17 protein-coding genes and 1 other annotated feature are annotated in these 17772 nt (G+C 52.2%); of the genes, 4 read left to right on the forward strand and 13 right to left on the reverse strand.

What is annotated here, in order from left to right:
- Positions 1 to 3 precede the first annotated feature (3 nt).
- The 6 genes from thrC to yjjY form a co-directional block, all read right to left on the reverse strand.
- Positions 4 to 1290, reverse strand: a complete 1287-nt coding sequence (gene thrC, locus C1P89_RS15650) for a threonine synthase (RefSeq protein ID WP_000781059.1) — start codon at positions 1288 to 1290, stop codon at positions 4 to 6.
- On the reverse strand, positions 1291 to 2223 hold the full coding sequence (thrB, locus tag C1P89_RS15655) for a homoserine kinase (RefSeq protein WP_000241650.1): 933 nt from the start codon (positions 2221 to 2223) through the stop codon (positions 1291 to 1293).
- Between the two features lies 1 nt (position 2224).
- Positions 2225 to 4687: a bifunctional aspartate kinase/homoserine dehydrogenase I gene (gene thrA / locus C1P89_RS15660; protein ID WP_001264720.1), complete on the reverse strand. Its 2463-nt coding sequence runs from the start codon at positions 4685 to 4687 to the stop codon at positions 2225 to 2227.
- A 26-nt stretch (positions 4688 to 4713) separates the two neighbouring features.
- Positions 4714 to 4833: a sequence feature (Thr leader region), on the reverse strand.
- Positions 4769 to 4834, reverse strand: coding sequence for a thr operon leader peptide (thrL, locus tag C1P89_RS15665; RefSeq protein WP_001386572.1), 66 nt, complete (start codon positions 4832 to 4834; stop codon positions 4769 to 4771). (Overlaps the previous feature by 65 nt.)
- Positions 4835 to 5047: 213 nt before the next feature.
- On the reverse strand, positions 5048 to 5734 hold the full coding sequence (locus C1P89_RS15670) for a tRNA/rRNA methyltransferase (RefSeq protein ID WP_001223188.1): 687 nt from the start codon (positions 5732 to 5734) through the stop codon (positions 5048 to 5050).
- 399 nt (positions 5735 to 6133) lie between these two features.
- Entirely contained in the window at positions 6134 to 6274 is a 141-nt protein-coding gene (yjjY, locus tag C1P89_RS15675) for a YjjY family protein (RefSeq protein WP_001303782.1), read from the reverse strand.
- Positions 6275 to 6369: 95 nt separating this feature from the next.
- Between yjjY and arcA the strand changes: the two genes are divergently transcribed.
- Positions 6370 to 7086, forward strand: coding sequence for a two-component system response regulator ArcA (gene arcA / locus C1P89_RS15680; RefSeq protein ID WP_001194358.1), 717 nt, complete (start codon positions 6370 to 6372; stop codon positions 7084 to 7086).
- Between the two features lie 59 nt (positions 7087 to 7145).
- Here arcA and creD read toward each other — a convergent pair whose 3' ends face one another.
- From creD to creA, 4 genes are read right to left on the reverse strand one after another with little or no spacing between them, the layout of a single operon-like run.
- On the reverse strand, positions 7146 to 8498 hold the full coding sequence (creD, locus tag C1P89_RS15685; protein WP_000920429.1) for a cell envelope integrity protein CreD: 1353 nt from the start codon (positions 8496 to 8498) through the stop codon (positions 7146 to 7148).
- 57 nt (positions 8499 to 8555) lie between these two features.
- Positions 8556 to 9980: a two-component system sensor histidine kinase CreC gene (gene creC / locus C1P89_RS15690; protein WP_001219588.1), complete on the reverse strand. Its 1425-nt coding sequence runs from the start codon at positions 9978 to 9980 to the stop codon at positions 8556 to 8558.
- Positions 9980 to 10669, reverse strand: a complete 690-nt coding sequence (gene creB / locus C1P89_RS15695; RefSeq protein ID WP_001188666.1) for a two-component system response regulator CreB — start codon at positions 10667 to 10669, stop codon at positions 9980 to 9982. The genes creC and creB overlap by 1 nt, the downstream gene beginning before the upstream one ends.
- Before the next feature lie 12 nt (positions 10670 to 10681).
- Positions 10682 to 11155, reverse strand: coding sequence for a protein CreA (creA, locus tag C1P89_RS15700; RefSeq protein ID WP_000875487.1), 474 nt, complete (start codon positions 11153 to 11155; stop codon positions 10682 to 10684).
- A gap of 210 nt (positions 11156 to 11365) precedes the next feature.
- On the opposite strand from creA, the gene robA reads away from it, so the two are divergent.
- Positions 11366 to 12235, forward strand: a complete 870-nt coding sequence (robA, locus tag C1P89_RS15705; protein WP_000371666.1) for an MDR efflux pump AcrAB transcriptional activator RobA — start codon at positions 11366 to 11368, stop codon at positions 12233 to 12235.
- Here robA and gpmB read toward each other — a convergent pair.
- A complete protein-coding gene (gpmB, locus tag C1P89_RS15710; protein ID WP_000942344.1) occupies positions 12232 to 12879 on the reverse strand; it encodes a 2,3-diphosphoglycerate-dependent phosphoglycerate mutase GpmB in 648 nt (215 codons plus the stop codon). The genes robA and gpmB overlap by 4 nt on opposite strands.
- A 51-nt stretch (positions 12880 to 12930) precedes the next feature.
- On the opposite strand from gpmB, the gene yjjX reads away from it, so the two are divergent.
- Positions 12931 to 13452 (forward strand): inosine/xanthosine triphosphatase, encoded by a 522-nt coding sequence (gene yjjX, locus C1P89_RS15715; RefSeq protein WP_005139165.1) that lies wholly within the window; start codon positions 12931 to 12933, stop codon positions 13450 to 13452.
- An 84-nt stretch (positions 13453 to 13536) separates the two neighbouring features.
- Here yjjX and trpR read toward each other — a convergent pair whose 3' ends face one another.
- Together trpR and sltY are read right to left on the reverse strand one after the other, a co-directional pair.
- The gene (gene trpR, locus C1P89_RS15720; protein ID WP_000068679.1) at positions 13537 to 13863 is read right to left on the reverse strand and encodes a trp operon repressor; all 327 of its coding nucleotides are present in this window, start codon (positions 13861 to 13863) and stop codon (positions 13537 to 13539) included.
- An 89-nt stretch (positions 13864 to 13952) separates the two neighbouring features.
- Complete coding sequence (sltY, locus tag C1P89_RS15725; protein WP_005139164.1) at positions 13953 to 15890, reverse strand: murein transglycosylase; 1938 nt, start codon at positions 15888 to 15890, stop codon at positions 13953 to 13955.
- Positions 15891 to 16100: 210 nt separating this feature from the next.
- On the opposite strand from sltY, the gene ettA reads away from it, so the two are divergent.
- Positions 16101 to 17768: an energy-dependent translational throttle protein EttA gene (gene ettA / locus C1P89_RS15730; protein WP_000046749.1), complete on the forward strand. Its 1668-nt coding sequence runs from the start codon at positions 16101 to 16103 to the stop codon at positions 17766 to 17768.
- The last annotated feature ends 4 nt before the right edge of the window (positions 17769 to 17772 follow it).

Genomic DNA, 17772 nt, shown 5'->3' on the forward strand with positions numbered 1-17772 from the left:
ATTTTACTGATGATTCATCATCAATTTACGCAACGCAGCAAAATCGGCGGGCAGATTATGTGAAAGCAAGGGTAAATCAGCACGTTCTGCCAGCTCTTTTGGCAGATCCAACGTTTCACCGAGAATCGCTTCCACGCTCTCTTTAAATTTCGCCGGATGCGCGGTGCCGAGGAACAAGCCATATTCGCCTGGATTCAACTGGTCACACAGCGCACGATACGCTACGGCAGCGTGCGGCTCCGAGGTGTAGCCCAGTTCTTTTAACTCACGCATTGTCTGTTGCGTGGTTTCATCATCCACGGCTGCATAACCCAGCTCTTTCAGTTGCCAGATTTTGCGGCGGAACAACTCTTCCACACGCGGCCAGTTGTTCGGCTGACTCACGTCCATCGCGTTGGATAACGTCGCCTGAGTCGCTTTGGGTGACCACTGACCGTCGTGCAGGAAACGTGGCACGGTATCGTTCACGTTGGTCGCAGCAATAAAACGTTTCACCGGCAGACCGAGTGACTTCGCCAGCAGACCCGCCGTCAAATCGCCGAAGTTTCCGCTTGGCACCGAGACAACCAGCTGGTTGCGCGCTTCCTGCGGCAGCTGCGCAACTGCTTCAAAGTAGTAGCAAATCTGCGCCAGCAAACGGCTGATGTTAATCGAGTTAGCCGAGTTTAACCCCAGCGCCACTTTCAGTTCTTCATCATCAAACGCCTGCTTCACCAGCGCCTGACAGGCATCGAAATCGCCGTCGATGGCAACAGTTTCGATATTGCCGCCCAACGTACAGAACAGTTTTTCTTGCAGTGGACTGATTTTGCCTCGTGGATAGAGGATAACCACTTTCACATTCGGCAAACCGTAGAAAGCATGAGCCACTGCCGCTCCGGTATCACCGGAGGTCGCGGTCAGAATGGTCACTGGCTTATCGCCCGCAATATGGGTCAGCATTTGTGCCATAAAGCGACCGCCGAAATCTTTAAATGCCAGCGTTGGCCCGTGGAACAATTCCAGACAACCGACATCGCTTTCAACATTGGCGACCGGAGCCGGGAAGGCAAACGCCGCGCGCACGCGCTCTTCCAGGATTTCCTGCGGGATTTCATCACCAATAAACGCCGAGAGGATCTTCGCACTGCGGGTGACAAAATCCAGCTTCAGCATCTCATCAATTTCAGTCAGGCTGAATTCCGGCAGGTCATGCGGAAAAAACAGCCCCTGATTTTTGCCCAACCCCTGGGTTACGGCTTGCGCAAAGCTGACCTGCTCGTTGTGATCTTTCAGATTGTAGAGTTTCATTTAGTTTTCCAGTACTCGTGCGCCCGCCGTATCCAGCCGGCAAATATGAACAAAACCTTCCTGATTTTGCAGGTAGTTCTTACCCAACCAGTCGGCAACGCGCTGGGCGGTATCCGGCTTGTCACATAGAGCGAACAAGGTCGGGCCGGAGCCGGAGATACCGCTCGCTACCGCGCCGATTTCCGCGACCGCCTGCCGCGCCTGCCGGAAGCCAGGCAGTAACCGTTCACGGTAGGGTTCAGCGATAACATCTTTCATCAGCTTCGCGGCAAGCTCAGGCTGACGGGAATAGCAGGCGTGAATGAAGCCAGCCAGATGTCGCCCGTGCGCAATGCAATCCTGGCGGCGATACTGCGCCGGTAAAATAGCCCGGGCTTCTGCCGTCGAGACTTTAATTCCCGGATACGCCAGCACCCACAGCCACTCATCAAACCCTGGCACTTGCTGGCTGATGATGTCGTTTTCTTCGATCATCAACTGCATACCACCAAGAAAACACGGTGCCACGTTGTCGTAATGAATGCTGCCGGAGATACGTCCTTCCAGCTCGCCCATCAAAGCCAGCAAACGGGTGTCATTAAGTGGCTTGCCGCAGTGTTCATTCATCGCCATCAGCGCCGCGACCACCGAACAGGCGCTGGAGCCTAAGCCCGAGCCGATCGGCATATTCTTTTCCAGAGTCATCGCCACTGGAATTTGCTTGCCCAGCTCCAGGCAAAAACGCTCCCAGCACTGATAAACGATATTTTCCCGTGGTTCTGACGGCAGCTTATCGGCAAAGCGTCCGAGGTTGTTGAGACTGAATGTCTCTGCCGCCTCAACCGTGACTACATCTCCGAGCAATGCACCATCAACGGGTGTCACCGCCGCCCCGAGCACATCAAACCCGACGCTCATATTGGCACTGGAAGCCGGGGCATAAACTTTAACCATGTCAGACTCCTAACTTCCATGAGAGGGTACGTAGCAGATCGGCAAAGACACCAGCAGCGGTAACGTCATTGCCCGCACCATATCCGCGCAGCACCAACGGCAGCGGCTGATAATAGTGGCTATAAAAGGCCAGGGCGTTTTCGCCATTTTTCACTTTGAACAGCGGATCATTCCCATCCACTTCGGCAATCTTCACGCGGCAGACACCATCTTCATCAATATTGCCAACATAGCGCAAAACTTTTCCTTCATCACGGGTCTTCGCCACGCGCGCGGCAAAGAGATCGTCGAGCTGTGACAGATTCGCCATAAAAGCGGCAACATCACCCTCGGCGTTAAACTCTGCGGGCAGCACAGGTTCAATTTCAATATCCGCCAGCTCCAGTTCACGTCCCGTTTCACGAGCGAGAATCAATAGTTTACGCGCCACATCCATACCAGAAAGATCATCTCGCGGGTCCGGTTCGGTATAACCCATTTCCCGCGCCAGCGTGGTCGCCTCGGAGAAACTCATGCCTTCGTCTAACTTGCCGAAGATATAAGAAAGCGAACCTGAAAGAATGCCGGAGAACTTCACCAATTCATCACCTGCATTGAGCAGATTTTGCAGGTTCTCAATAACCGGTAATCCAGCCCCAACGTTGGTGTCATAGAGGAATTTACGCCGCGATTTTTCCGCCGCATAACGCAACTGATGATAGTAATCCATCGACGAGGTGTTGGCCTTTTTGTTCGGCGTGACAACGTGGAAACCTTCGCGCAGGAAGTCGGCATATTGATCCGCCACTGCCTGGCTGGAGGTGCAGTCAACAATGACCGGGTTCAGCAGATGATATTCTTTCACGAGGCGAATTAAGCGCCCGAGATTAAACGGCTCTTTGGCTTGTGCAAGTTCTTCCTGCCAGTTTTCCAGATTAAGGCCATGCACACTAGTGAGCAGAGCCTTCGAGTTGGCAACGCCGCAGACACGTAAGTCGATATGTTTATTCTTCAGCCAGCTTTGCTGACGCTTCAGTTGCTCCAGCAGCGCACCGCCAACGCCACCGACGCCAATCACAAACACTTCGATAACCTGATCGGTATTGAACAGCATCTGATGAGTAACGCGCACGCCAGTGGTCGCATCATCGTTATTTACCACGACAGAGATTGAGCGTTCAGAAGATCCCTGAGCAATGGCGACAATGTTGATATTGGCGCGGGCCAGCGCGGCAAAGAATTTCGCCGAGATCCCACGCAAGGTGCGCATACCATCACCTACCACCGAGATAATGGCCAGCCGTTCCATCACCGCCAGCGGCTCCAGTAAGCCTTCTTTCAGTTCCAGGTAGAACTCTTCCTGCATTGCCCGTTCAGCCCGCACACAGTCGCTTTGCGGAACGCAGAAACTGATACTGTATTCGGAAGATGATTGCGTAATCAGCACCACGGAAATACGGGCGCGTGACATCGCGGCAAAGACGCGCGCCGCCATGCCGACCATTCCTTTCATCCCCGGGCCGGAAACGCTGAACATTGCCATGTTATTCAGATTGGAAATGCCCTTGACCGGTAATTCGCCTTCATCACGACTGGCACCAATGAGCGTACCTGGTGCTTGAGGATTTCCGGTATTTTTAATCAGGCAAGGGATCTGGAACTGGGCGATGGGGGTAATGGTGCGGGGGTGAAGAACTTTAGCGCCGAAGTAGGAAAGCTCCATCGCTTCCTGGTAGGACATCGACTTCAACAACCTCGCATCGGGCACCTGACGCGGGTCGCAGGTATAGACCCCGTCAACGTCCGTCCAAATCTCGCAACAATCGGCGCGTAAACAGGCAGCCAGCACCGCCGCGGAGTAGTCGGAACCGTTGCGTCCAAGTACCACCAGTTCGCCTTTTTCATTACCGGCGGTGAAGCCTGCCATCAGCACCATGTGATCAGCCGGAATACGACTTGCCGCAATACGGCGGGTGGACTCAGCAATATCGACGGTAGATTCGAGGTAATGCCCCACTGCCAGTAGTTTTTCGACCGGATCGATAACGGTAACGTTGTGACCACGCGCTTCTAACACGCCGGCCATAATGGCGATCGACATTTTCTCGCCACGGCAAATCAGCGCAGCGTTAATGCTATCCGGGCACTGCCCTAACAAACTAATGCCATGCAGGACATGTTTTATTTGGGCAAATTCCTGGTCGACGAAAGTTTTCAATTGCGCCAGCGGGAATCCCGGCTGGGCGGCGGCGAGTCCCGTCAAAAGTTCGGCAAAAATACGTTCGGCATCGCTGATATTGGGTAAAGCATCCTGGCCGCTAATGGTTTTTTCAATCATCGCCACCAGGTGGTTGGTGATTTTGGCGGGGGCAGAGAGGACGGTGGCCACCTGCCCCTGCCTGGCATTGCTTTCCAGAATATCGGCAACCCGCAGAAAACGTTCTGCATTTGCCACTGATGTACCGCCGAACTTCAACACTCGCATGGTTGTTACCTCGTTACCTTTGGTCGAAAAAAAAAGCCCGCACTGTCAGGTGCGGGCTTTTTTCTGTGTTTCCTGTACGCGTCAGCCCGCACCGTTACCTGTGGTAATGGTGATGGTGGTGGTAATGGTGGTGCTAATGCGTTTCATGGATGTTGTGTACTCTGTAATTTTTATCTGTCTGTGCGCTATGCCTATATTGGTTAAAGTATTTAGTGACCTAAGTCAATAAAATTTTAATTTACTCATGGCAGGTAACCAGTTCAGAAGCTGCTATCAGACACTCTTTTTTTAATCCACACAGAGACATATTGCCCGTTGCAGTCAGAATGAAAAGCTGAAAAATACTTACTAAGGCGTTTTTTATTTGGTGATATTTTTTTCAATATCATGCAGCAAACGGTGCAACATTGCCGTGTCTCGTTGCTCTAAAAGCCCCAGGCGTTGCTGTAACCAGTCGACCAGTTTTATGTCATCTGCCACTGCCAGAGTCGTCAGCAATGCCATGACTCGTTCGCGTAAAGCTTGCAGTTGATGTTGGTCTGCCGTTGTGTCACTTTTCGCCGGTTGTTGTATTAATGTTGCTAATTGATAGCAATAGACCATCACCGCCTGCCCCAGATTGAGCGAAGGATAATCCGCCACCATCGGCACACCAGTAAGAACGTCAGCCAACGCTAACTCTTCGTTAGTCAGCCCGGAATCTTCGCGACCAAACACCAGCGCGGCATGGCTCATCCATGAAGATTTTTCCTCTAACAGCGGCACCAGTTCTACTGGCGTGGCGTAGTAATGATATTTCGCCCGACTGCGCGCAGTGGTGGCGACAGTGAAATCGACATCGTGTAACGATTCAGCCAGTGTTGGGAAAACTTTAATATTATCAATAACATCACCAGATCCATGTGCGACCCAGCGGGTGGCTGGCTCCAGGTGTGCCTGACTATCGACAATCCGCAGTTCGCTAAAACCCATCGTTTTCATTGCCCGCGCCGCTGCCCCAATATTTTCTGCTCTGGCGGGTGCGACCAGGATAATCGTTATACGCATATTGCCACTCTTCTTGACCAAATAACCGCGAACAGGGTGATCACTGTCAACTTATTACGCGGTGCGAATTTACAAATTCTTAACGTAAGTCGCAGAAAAAGCCCTTTACTTAGCTTAAAAAAGGCTAAACTATTTCCTGACTGTACTAACGGTTTAATTGTTAAAAAATGCTACATATCCTTCTGTTTACTTAGGATAATTTTATAAAAAATAAATCTCGACAATTGGATTCACCACGTTTATTAGTTGTATGATGCAACTAGTTGGATTATTAAAATAATGTGACGAAAGCTAGCATTTAGATACGATGATTTCATCAAACTGTTAACGTGCTACAATTGAACTTGATATATGTCAACGAAGCGTAGTTTTATTGGGTGTCCGGCCCCTCTTAGCCTGTTATGTTGCTGTTAAAATGGTTAGGATGACAGCCGTTTTTGACACTGTCGGGTCCTGAGGGAAAGTACCCACGACCAAGCTAATGATGTTGTTGACGTTGATGGAAAGTGCATCAAGAACGCAATTACGTACTTTAGTCATGTTACGCCGATCATGTTAATTTGCAGCATGCATCAGGCAGGTCAGGGACTTTTGTACTTCCTGTTTCGATTTAGTTGGCAATTTAGGTAGCAAACATGCAGACCCCGCACATTCTTATCGTTGAAGACGAGTTGGTAACACGCAACACGTTGAAAAGTATTTTCGAAGCGGAAGGCTATGATGTTTTCGAAGCGACAGATGGCGCGGAAATGCATCAGATCCTCTCTGAATATGACATCAACCTGGTGATCATGGATATCAATCTGCCGGGTAAGAACGGTCTTCTGTTAGCGCGTGAACTGCGCGAGCAGGCGAATGTTGCGTTGATGTTCCTGACTGGCCGTGACAACGAAGTCGATAAAATTCTCGGCCTCGAAATCGGTGCAGATGACTACATCACCAAACCGTTCAACCCGCGTGAACTGACGATTCGTGCACGCAACCTGCTGTCCCGTACCATGAATCTGGGTACTGTCAGCGAAGAACGTCGTAGCGTTGAAAGCTACAAGTTCAATGGTTGGGAACTGGACATCAACAGCCGTTCGTTGATCGGCCCTGATGGCGAGCAGTACAAGCTGCCGCGCAGCGAGTTCCGCGCCATGCTTCACTTCTGTGAAAACCCAGGCAAAATTCAGTCCCGTGCTGAACTGCTGAAGAAAATGACCGGCCGTGAGCTGAAACCACACGACCGTACTGTAGACGTGACGATCCGCCGTATTCGTAAACATTTCGAATCTACGCCGGATACGCCGGAAATCATCGCCACCATCCACGGTGAAGGTTATCGCTTCTGTGGTGATCTGGAAGATTAATCGGCTTTACCACCGTCAAAAAAAACGGCGCTTTTTAGCGCCGTTTTTATTTTTCAACCTTATTTCCAGATACGTAATTCATCGTCCGTTGTAACTTCTTTACTGGCTTTCATTTTCGGCAGTGAAAACGCATACCAGTCGATATTACGAGTCACAAACATCATGCCGGCCAGCGCCACCACCAGCACACTGGTTCCCAACAACAGCGCGCTATCGACAGAGTTGAGCAGTCCCCACATCACTCCATCCAGCAACAACAGCGCGAGGGTAAACAACATGCTATTGCGCCAGCCTTTCAATACCGCCTGCAAATAAATACCGTTCATTAACGCCCCAATCAGACTGGCGATTATCCATGCCACGGTAAAACCGATATGTTCAGAAAGCGCCAGCAAGAGCAAATAAAACATCACCAATGAAAGCCCCACCAGCAAATATTGCATTGGGTGTAAACGTTGCGCGGTGAGCGTTTCAAAAACAAAGAACGCCATAAAAGTCAGTGCAATCAGCAGAATGGCGTACTTAGTCGCCCGGTCCGTTAATTGGTATTGATCGGCTGGCGTCGTCACTGCGACGCTAAACGCGAGGAAGTTTTCCCAGCCGGTATCATTGCCTGAAGCAAAACGCTCACCGAGATTATTAGCAAACCAGCTGCTTTGCCATTGCGCCTGAAAACCTGACTCGCTAACTTCCCGTTTGGCTGGCAAAAAATCACCTAAAAAACTGGGATGCGGCCAGTTGCTGGTTAAGGTCATTTCGCTATTACGCCCGGCAGGCACCACAGAAAGATCGCCGGTACCGCTTAAATTCAGGGCCATATTCAGCTTCAGGTTCTGCTTCCGCCAGTCCCCTTCGGGTAAAGGGATATGCACGCCCTGCCCGCCTTGCTCTAACCCGGTGCCGGGTTCAATGGTCAGCGCCGTTCCGTTAACTTCAGGCGCTTTCACCACACCAATACCACGCGCATCCCCGACGCTAATCACAATAAATGGCTTGCCAAAGGTGATATTTGGCGCGTCGAGTTCGCTAAGACGCGAAACATCGAAATCGGCTTTTAGCGTTAAATCACTGTGCCAGACCTGACCGGTATAAATCCCTATCTTGCGTTCTTCCACGTTCTGATTGCCATCAACCATCAATGACTCAGGTAACCAAAAATGGATAAAACTTCGTTTCCGCTCCACGGTTTTATCCTCTTCCTGTACCGTATAAAGCTCGGTCACAGGAATAGCGATAAGCGGCCCAACAAGTTTTTGCGGCCCGCTGGTACTTTGGCGAATCGCATCTTCCACATCGCTACGGTAATCGGCACGTTCGACAATCACCTGCCGAATCAGCATTATCGGAATCAACAACAGCAATACTGCACCAAACAGGGTGGTCATTTTCCAGAACAGGGAGGATTTCAACATAGTCTTCTCCTTTGCAATGGCAGCAGGATACGAAGGCTATGTGGGAAGAATTTGAAGCTATGTGAAGTGACGGTGAAGTCGAAGCGAGGCCAGCACGCCACCTTCCTGCACGTTGCGCAGCGTGACTTCGCCGTTAAACAAACGGGCGACCTCACTGACGAACGCCAACCCCAGACCGCTGCTTTTTTGCCCATTTGCACGCGGCAAAGAGTAAAAGCGTTCAAAAATACGTGACAGCGCGTAGTCAGGAATACCACTACCGGTATCCAGCACCTTAAGCGTGACGTGTTCCTGATCCACTTCGGCGCTTAGCGTTATACGACCGCTCTCGGGGGTAAAATCGATGGCGTTATCCAGTAAATTCCCCAGCGCCTGATCCAGTAACGCCGGTTCAGCAGCAACATTAACCTCGGTGGGCGTAACATGTAGAGTGATGTTTTTTTCTGCCAACTGCACGGTGCGCGCTTCGCTGACGCGGCGGAATAATGCCGCCACATCAACAGCAGTCAAAACGACTTCCTGACGATTCTCCAGTCTTGCCTGGCGTAGTAACGTTTCCACCAGTGCCTGCATTCGCGCATTTTGCGTCAGAATGTTGTCAGTAAAACGAGCCACTACTTCAGGCGGCGGACCTTCGCGTAAAATTTCCGCCGCGCCACGAATCGCCGCCAGTGGGCTTTTTAGCTCATGGGTTAACGCATAAACATACTGCTCAATATAGTTTTTCCCTTCCAGCTTCACGCGCATACTTTCCAGCGCCTGCGCGAGTTTACGCAGCTCGCTACTACCGAGATCGGGAAGAGGAACGGGCTTATTGTCAGTGACGGAATCAGCATAGCGAGTGAGCCGGGCAATGGAGCGGTTGATCCACCAAACCATGCCTGCGCCAATCACCAGTGCGATCCCCAACAAAATGGCGCTGGCCCATAAAATTCGCCGCTCGCTGCGTTTAATGACCGGAGCCATCGCCGCGTTCGGTTTGCCTACGCTCAAAACGCCAATAAGCCGCGAGCCGTCCATAATCGGCGCGGCAACATACATCACCGAACTTTCGGGATCGGCAGGATTTTGCAACGTGCTACGCGCACCATACTGACCACGCAACGTTAGCCAGACGTCATTCCAGCGCGAATAATCCTGCCCAACGGCTTTATTTGCCGAATCGAACAATACTTTGCCCTGCGCATCGGTCATATAGACATGATATTCATTGCGCACTTTGTTAATGCCACCGATATTGGCGCGAAACGGGCGATGTTGTAGCTGATTAAACGCCTGCGCCAGTTGCCCATGCGTTGGGTCCCCAGAGAGCAAATCGGGACGCGCCAGCTCCGCCAGCAACGTTGCGGTATCGATTAACGTCCCCTCCGTTGCTCTTCGCACGCCCGGTTTAACTTCTTTGACAAAAATAGCCAGTACGAACCAGGCCGCCACCGCCACCAGTAAAAAATAGCCCAGCAGCAACCGCATGCCGATACGCATTACAGGCCCCTCAGGCTATATCCCATGCCGCGATGAGTATTAATCGGAGAAAGATCGGGGTTGATGGCGCGCAGCTTGGCACGCAACGTTTTAATGTGGGTATCGACGGTGCGATCGTAGGTGTCCTGCGCATCTTCCCACACGCTATCCATTAGTTGCTGGCGGGACCAGACGCGGCCTGGCGACTTGAGTAACGTCTTCAGCAATAAAAACTCATACCGCGTCAGCGTTAATGGCGTGTCAAACCAGCTGATCTGCGCCGCGGGTTCATTCAATTCAAAATGACCAATACGGATGACGGGAGACGGCGACGAGAACTTCTTCACCCGACGCAGTAAGGTGCGCACCCTGGCGCACACTTCGCGGGGTGAAAACGGTTTAGCCACATAGTCGTCAGCGCCAATTTCCAGCCCAAGCAGGCGATCGACCTCTTCACTTCGGGCCGTCAGGAACAGTACAGGTAACGCCGGATGGAGCGCCAGTAACTGGCGGCACAATTCAAAGCCGCTGATATCAGGCAAACCAACATCGAGAATCATGACGTCGGGAACCTGCTGGCGAGCTTTATCCAGCACCGGCAAGCCTCGCTCAAAGACCTCGACGGCAAAACCTTCCTGCTGCAACATGTAGACCAGCGTGTCGGCTATCCCTTGCTCATCTTCCACTAACCAGACCGTTTCCCGTTGCATAAATCGCCTCTGTTATTGCCGCCACGGCATGACAGGAACCGCGCTAATCGCGTTTTTCGGCGAACCTTCTACAACTTTGTCGGAGTAAGCCAGATAAGCGAGCGCGTTGCGTTTGGCGTCATAAAAGCGCACGACCTGTAACGACTTAAAGACCAGGGACGTGCGTTTTTTGAATACTACCTCGCCCTGAGCTTTGCCGTTTTTAATACGATCCGACAGTTCAATCGGCCCGACTTGCTGACAAGAAATAGCCGCATCGGAGGTATCTTCCGCCAGACCCAATCCCCCTTTAATACCACCTGTTTTCGCCCGGCTCACATAACAGGTGACATTTTTCACATCGGGATCGTCAAAGGCTTCCACAACAATTTTGTGATCCGGGCCGATCATTTTAAATACGGTGTCGACCGAACCAATCTCTTCTGCATGAGCCAATGGCCCCAGCATTATCAGGCTTAAAGACAGGATCAAATGCTTGTATTTCATATTGTTACCATTTTTATCTATTACACGAGCAATTAGTTCGTCACGGTAAATAACATATTGATTAAGAACAAAATCTCAATACTTTTATTTCCGTCAAGCCCTAAAACATACTCTACTAAGAAAAAAACACTGAATGCTAAAACAGCAAAAAATGCTATTATCCAATTACCTGATGTCAGGTGCTCGTTGTTGAAAGGATGAGGATATTTTATGGATCAGGCCGGCATTATTCGCGACCTTTTAATCTGGCTGGAAGGTCATCTGGATCAGCCCCTGTCGCTCGACAATGTAGCGGCGAAAGCAGGTTATTCCAAGTGGCACTTACAGAGAATGTTTAAAGATGTCACTGGCCATGCTATTGGCGCGTATATTCGTGCTCGTCGTTTGTCGAAATCGGCGGTCGCACTACGCCTGACTGCGCGTCCGATTCTGGACATCGCGCTGCAATACCGCTTCGACTCTCAACAGACATTTACCCGCGCATTCAAGAAGCAGTTTGCCCAGACTCCTGCACTTTACCGCCGTTCTCCTGAATGGAGCGCCTTTGGTATTCGCCCGCCGCTACGTCTGGGTGAATTCACAATGCCAGAGCACAAATTTGTCACCCTGGAAGATACGCCGCTGATTGGTGTTACCCAGAGCTACTCCTGTTCGCTGGAGCAAATCTCTGATTTCCGCCATGAAATGCGTTATCAGTTCTGGCACGATTTTCTCGGCAACGCGCCGACCATTCCGCCAGTGCTCTACGGCCTGAATGAAACGCGTCCGAGTCAGGATAAAGACGACGAACAAGAGGTATTCTATACCACCGCGTTAGCCCAGGATCAGGCAGATGGCTATGTACTGACGGGGCATCCGGTGATGCTGCAGGGCGGCGAATATGTGATGTTTACCTATGAAGGTCTGGGAACCGGCGTGCAGGAGTTTATCCTGACGGTATACGGAACGTGCATGCCAATGCTCAACCTGACGCGCCGTAAAGGTCAGGATATTGAGCGATACTACCCGGCAGAAGACGCCAAAGCGGGAGATCGCCCAATTAATCTGCGCTGTGAACTGCTGATTCCTATCCGCCGTTAACGCTGCAGCTCATCTAATGCAGGGGCGTCCAGATGCGAGATGTCCCCTGCGGTTTCAACGACCCAGCCAGACGCCAGCCACAGGCTTTCCTGATAATCCACGCGCGAAATAGAACAGTTACGCAGACGTAAGCGGCGCTCTGCCCATGCTGGTAATCCGAGAATCGTACTCACCAGACATCCCAGTGCAATACCATGGCTCACCAGCAGCGGTCGGCTTCCCTGCGGTAAGTCCCGGCAAGATTCCAGTGCCGCATTGACGCGATCGCTGAGCTCCTGCATTGACTCGCCTTCAGGAATACGCCCGTCAACGGTGCCATTGACCAGCTGCCGACGCCAGTTCTCTTCTTCTTCGGTCAGAGAATCGATATGTCTTTTTTCCAGCACACCCATGTTTAATTCACGCAGGCGAGAATCAAAGATGATGTCACAGCCGCAGGCCTGGGCGATGATTTCCGCCGTACGCCGGGTGCGTCCTAAATCGCTACTGATAATATGCGTAATGCCAAGCTCTTTGGCACGGGTTGCCACCTGCATCGCCTGTTGCTCACCTTTGGCGGTCAGCGGGCTGTCAGACTGGCCCTGAATACGTCGCTCGGCGTTCCACTGCGTTTCACCGTGGCGGACTAGGTATACCTGTAACATGCTTTTTTTCCGTATACTGCTGTAACGTTAATTTTCTGAGTAATGCTGATTATGCACCAAGTTATCTGTGCGACCACCAATCCCGCTAAAATTCAGGCCATTCTGCAGGCATTTCACGAGATCTTCGGCGAAGGATCCTGCCATATTGCATCCGTTGCCGTCGAGAGCGGTGTACCGGAACAGCCCTTTGGCAGTGAGGAAACGCGCGCTGGCGCACGAAATCGGGTAGCAAATGCCCGCCGTTTACTTCCAGAGGCTGATTTTTGGGTGGCGATTGAAGCTGGCATCGATGGTGACAGCACTTTCAGTTGGGTGGTGATTGAAAACACCAGCCAGCGCGGCGAGGCGCGTTCGGCTACTTTGCCGTTACCTGCGGTGATTCTGCAGAAAGTGCGTGAAGGTGAGGCGCTTGGTCCCGTGATGTCGCGTTATACCGGTATTGATGAGATTGGTCGTAAGGAAGGGGCGATCGGCGTGTTTACCGCCGGGAAACTCACTCGCGCCAGCGTCTATCACCAGGCGGTGATCCTGGCGCTGAGTCCGTTTCACAATGCCGTGTATCAGGCATTGTAGGACGGATAAGGCGTTCACGCCGCATCCGGCATTCGGTGCACGATGCCTGATGCGACGCTGCCGCGTCTTATCAGGCCTACAAAATCAATCGCTTTTCAGCAACACCTCTTCCAGCCACTGGCGCAGCTCCACGGGCGCGGCTTTCAGGCTGTTAGATCCACGCGTAATCGTCGCGATGCCCGCGCCGAGTTCATTTTTTAACTCACGCTGACTCATTTCGCCACGCAACAGCTCTTCGACAATACGCACGCGAGTCCCCAACGCTTCGCGCTCATCTGGCGTCAGCATCAGGTTTAACAACGGTAAATGGAGATCGTTTTGGTAGGCATTCTTAAGCAGGTCGACAAAACGTAACCACTCCTGGTGACGCTGTTCTGCCATCGCTGCTGAATAGGGTGATTGTTGGGCCATAATATGTCGCCATTGTTAGCGGGGGAAGCAAAATGCCTCCCCCGGTTGTACTCGCTAAAGAGTACGATAGCATATCATAAACGTGCGGATCAGTAACGACGTCCCCATTCCGTGGCGCTCATCAACGTCGGTTTATCCCCCATGAAATAACGGTAGTAAGCGTCATAAGCCAGCACGTTCTTCACATAACCGCGCGTCTCGGAGAACGGAATACTCTCGACAAATGCCACAGCGTCGATACGCCCGGCGCTGTTGCCAAGCCAGGTTCGCACCCGTCCAGGTCCGGCGTTATAAGCTGCTGAGGAGAAAATACGGTTATTGCCAAACTGCTGATAAACATATTGCAGGTAACTGGTGCCAATGTTGATATTCGTTTCCGGATCCAGCAATTGCCCAGGGCTGCTATAACCAGGAATAGAGAACATCTTCACCGTATGGGTCGCTGTACCAGGCATAATCTGCATCAGGCCGCTGGCCCCTACCGGTGATTTCACTTTCGGATTCCAGGCGCTCTCCTGACGGGCAATCGCCATCGCATAGCTTTGCGGGATCTCTTTCCCACTGGTGTAACGTTTGAAAAGATCGTTGTAAGCCAGCGGGAATCGCTCTTCCAGATGATCCCAAAGCTTCCCGGCGATCGTTGCCTGAACGCTAAGATCCCACCATTGGTTATTGAAAGCATACCGAGCCAGTTGAGCCTGCTCTGTTTTTGACTTGCTCTTCACCAGATTGGCCCACTCGCTACGCGCGGTGTTATCGAGATTCCAGTACATCAACTCGCGCACGCGCGCCATCTCCGGCCCCTGAGTCAGGGCGCTGTCAACATTCTGCGGCGCTTTATCAATCTTCAGCTCATACTCTTCTCCGATGCGTTGTGCTGCAACCATCGGGTAGAAACCACGCTGTTGCATGAGTTGATGCAAAATCTCTTTCGCTTCAGCTTCACGTCCGCGTTCCAGCAATAAATCCACCTGCCAGTAACGCCATTCATCTTTCTCTTTTGCTTCCATCGGCAGACGCGCCAGCCAGGTATTCAGGCCGCGACGATCGCCGGTGCCAAGTGCCATTCGCACACGGCGTTCAATCAACGACGTGGATTGCGAGCGCATAATGACGTCATCGCGCCATTTCGCCTGCTCGTCGGTGACATCGTTGCCCATCAAACGCCAGGCGACGATATCGCGCAGCTCCTGAATCTGATCTTCATTAAGCTGCTGCACCTGGGCAAGCGACGGGATCATCAGCCGTGCATTTTCAGCATCCTGCCGCGCCACACTGGCAAACGCCACCGCTGCCATTTGACGGGTAAAATCGGTCGCTCCGGTTGTACGCGCGAAGGTCAGTACCGTATTAGGGTTGTTCGCCAGTGAAATGATTGCCGAGGCGATAGTCTGGTAATCGGCAGGCATCTGCCCTGCCAGCACTGTTACCAGGCCAGTGTTACCCGCTTTCATCGCCAGACGGATACGCTCTAAATACGCCAGCGGATCTTGTTTACCTGACGCACGCCAGACGCTAAATAACTTGTCACAGGCGTTAGGCTGGCTCTTGCCGGTTAGCCACAGCTCTTTCGCCCCTTGCCAGGCTTCTTCACTCTGCCCGGTGTTCCATTTCGCATAGTAGTAATTACATTGCGCTTCGGTAGTTCCGGGCTTTTCCGGGCTAAAGGCTAACAAGCCACGCCAGTCTTCACGCCGCGCCAGTTCATTGACGAAACGAGATTGCAGCGTGCGAGCGGGAGGAAGCGTGGGGTTAGCGCGAACAAAGTTAGTGACCGTCACCGCCGGTTGATTCATCAGATCATCGGTGATCTGGCGGTATTCCAGGTAGGGATAAAGCGGATAATCCTTCAGTCCAGGCATCATTTGTTCGACCACATCCATTTGTCGATTATCCCAGGCCTGCTTGATTTGCGCGTAACGGCTACGCTGCTCATCCAGTGAGTCGGCTCGCGCCACGCTGCTGACCGTCAGCAGACAGACACCGGCAGCCAACAGCCGCCAGGTAACTTGTTTGGCTTTTTCCACAAGCGCATCCTCTAAGTGTAAATACATCAATGCAGCGTCATGCCGCGTAATAGATTTATGCTAACCAGTCATTGCCGTTTACGCCACGTTACGGACACTTTTTTACTTTTACTGCGAAGGTGATCGACCAACTGGGATTAGGCGGGGAAAAAGGCTACACTTCGCCTTTGAAAACTCATCATCACGATAAACATAGAGGCGAAGTCCAACGTGGCTCAATTCGTTTATACCATGCATCGTGTCGGCAAAGTTGTTCCGCCGAAACGTCATATTTTGAAAAACATCTCTCTGAGTTTCTTCCCTGGGGCAAAAATTGGTGTCCTGGGTCTGAACGGCGCGGGTAAGTCTACCCTGCTGCGCATTATGGCGGGCATTGATAAAGACATCGAAGGTGAAGCGCGTCCGCAGCCAGACATCAAGATTGGTTACCTGCCGCAGGAACCGCAGCTGAACCCGGAACACACCGTGCGTGAGTCCATTGAAGAAGCGGTTTCTGAAGTGGTTAACGCCCTGAAACGCCTGGATGAAGTGTATGCGCTGTACGCCGATCCGGATGCCGATTTTGACAAGCTGGCCGCTGAACAAGGCCGTCTGGAAGAGATCATTCAGGCTCACGACGGTCATAACCTGAACGTACAGCTGGAGCGTGCGGCGGATGCGCTACGTCTGCCGGACTGGGACGCGAAAATCGCTAACCTCTCCGGTGGTGAGCGTCGTCGCGTAGCGTTGTGCCGCCTGCTGCTGGAAAAACCAGACATGCTGCTGCTCGACGAACCGACCAACCACCTGGATGCCGAATCCGTGGCCTGGCTGGAACGCTTCCTGCACGACTTCGAGGGCACCGTGGTGGCGATTACCCACGACCGTTACTTCCTCGATAACGTTGCAGGCTGGATCCTCGAACTTGACCGCGGTGAAGGTATTCCGTGGGAAGGCAACTACTCCTCCTGGCTGGAGCAGAAAGATCAGCGCCTGGCGCAGGAAGCTTCACAAGAAGCGGCGCGTCGTAAGTCGATCGAGAAAGAGCTGGAGTGGGTACGTCAGGGAACTAAAGGCCGCCAGTCGAAAGGTAAAGCACGTCTGGCACGCTTTGAAGAGCTGAACAGCACCGAATATCAGAAACGTAACGAAACCAACGAACTGTTTATTCCACCTGGACCGCGTCTGGGCGATAAAGTGCTGGAAGTCAGCAACCTGCGTAAATCCTACGGTGATCGCCTGCTGATTGATGACCTGAGCTTCTCGATCCCGAAAGGGGCAATCGTCGGGATCATCGGTCCGAACGGCGCGGGTAAATCGACCCTGTTCCGTATGATCTCTGGTCAGGAACAGCCGGACAGCGGCACCATCACTTTAGGTGAAACGGTGAAACTGGCGTCGGTTGATCAGTTCCGTGACTCAATGGATAACAGCAAAACCGTTTGGGAAGAAGTTTCCGGCGGGCTGGATATTATGAAGATCGGCAACACCGAGATGCCAAGCCGCGCCTACGTTGGCCGCTTTAACTTTAAAGGGGTTGATCAGGGTAAACGCGTTGGTGAACTTTCCGGTGGTGAGCGCGGTCGTCTGCATCTGGCGAAGCTGCTGCAGGTTGGCGGCAACATGCTGCTGCTCGACGAACCAACCAACGACCTGGATATCGAAACCCTGCGCGCGCTGGAAAACGCCCTGCTGGAGTTCCCGGGCTGTGCGATGGTTATCTCGCACGACCGTTGGTTCCTCGACCGTATCGCCACGCACATCCTGGACTACCAGGATGAAGGTAAAGTTGAGTTCTTCGAAGGTAACTTTACTGAGTACGAAGAGTACAAGAAACGCACGCTGGGCGCAGACGCACTGGAGCCGAAGCGTATCAAGTACAAGCGTATTGCGAAGTAATGCG

The organism is Shigella sonnei (assembly GCF_002950395.1).
GTDB lineage: Bacteria > Pseudomonadota > Gammaproteobacteria > Enterobacterales > Enterobacteriaceae > ECMA0423.

What these genes read in the sequence shown, in the direction of transcription:
- thrC (WP_000781059.1), bottom strand. Translation starts at nt 1,290, where the DNA reads ATGAAACTCTACAATCTGAAAGATCACAACGAGCAGGTCAGCTTTGCG.
- thrB (WP_000241650.1), bottom strand. Translation starts at nt 2,223, where the DNA reads ATGGTTAAAGTTTATGCCCCGGCTTCCAGTGCCAATATGAGCGTCGGG.
- thrA (WP_001264720.1), bottom strand. Translation starts at nt 4,687, where the DNA reads ATGCGAGTGTTGAAGTTCGGCGGTACATCAGTGGCAAATGCAGAACGT.
- C1P89_RS15670 (WP_001223188.1), bottom strand. Translation starts at nt 5,734, where the DNA reads ATGCGTATAACGATTATCCTGGTCGCACCCGCCAGAGCAGAAAATATT.
- yjjY (WP_001303782.1), bottom strand. Translation starts at nt 6,274, where the DNA reads ATGACTAAAGTACGTAATTGCGTTCTTGATGCACTTTCCATCAACGTC.
- arcA (WP_001194358.1), top strand. Translation starts at nt 6,370, where the DNA reads ATGCAGACCCCGCACATTCTTATCGTTGAAGACGAGTTGGTAACACGC.
- creD (WP_000920429.1), bottom strand. Translation starts at nt 8,498, where the DNA reads ATGTTGAAATCCTCCCTGTTCTGGAAAATGACCACCCTGTTTGGTGCA.
- creC (WP_001219588.1), bottom strand. Translation starts at nt 9,980, where the DNA reads ATGCGTATCGGCATGCGGTTGCTGCTGGGCTATTTTTTACTGGTGGCG.
- creB (WP_001188666.1), bottom strand. Translation starts at nt 10,669, where the DNA reads ATGCAACGGGAAACGGTCTGGTTAGTGGAAGATGAGCAAGGGATAGCC.
- creA (WP_000875487.1), bottom strand. Translation starts at nt 11,155, where the DNA reads ATGAAATACAAGCATTTGATCCTGTCTTTAAGCCTGATAATGCTGGGG.
- robA (WP_000371666.1), top strand. Translation starts at nt 11,366, where the DNA reads ATGGATCAGGCCGGCATTATTCGCGACCTTTTAATCTGGCTGGAAGGT.
- gpmB (WP_000942344.1), bottom strand. Translation starts at nt 12,879, where the DNA reads ATGTTACAGGTATACCTAGTCCGCCACGGTGAAACGCAGTGGAACGCC.
- yjjX (WP_005139165.1), top strand. Translation starts at nt 12,931, where the DNA reads ATGCACCAAGTTATCTGTGCGACCACCAATCCCGCTAAAATTCAGGCC.
- trpR (WP_000068679.1), bottom strand. Translation starts at nt 13,863, where the DNA reads ATGGCCCAACAATCACCCTATTCAGCAGCGATGGCAGAACAGCGTCAC.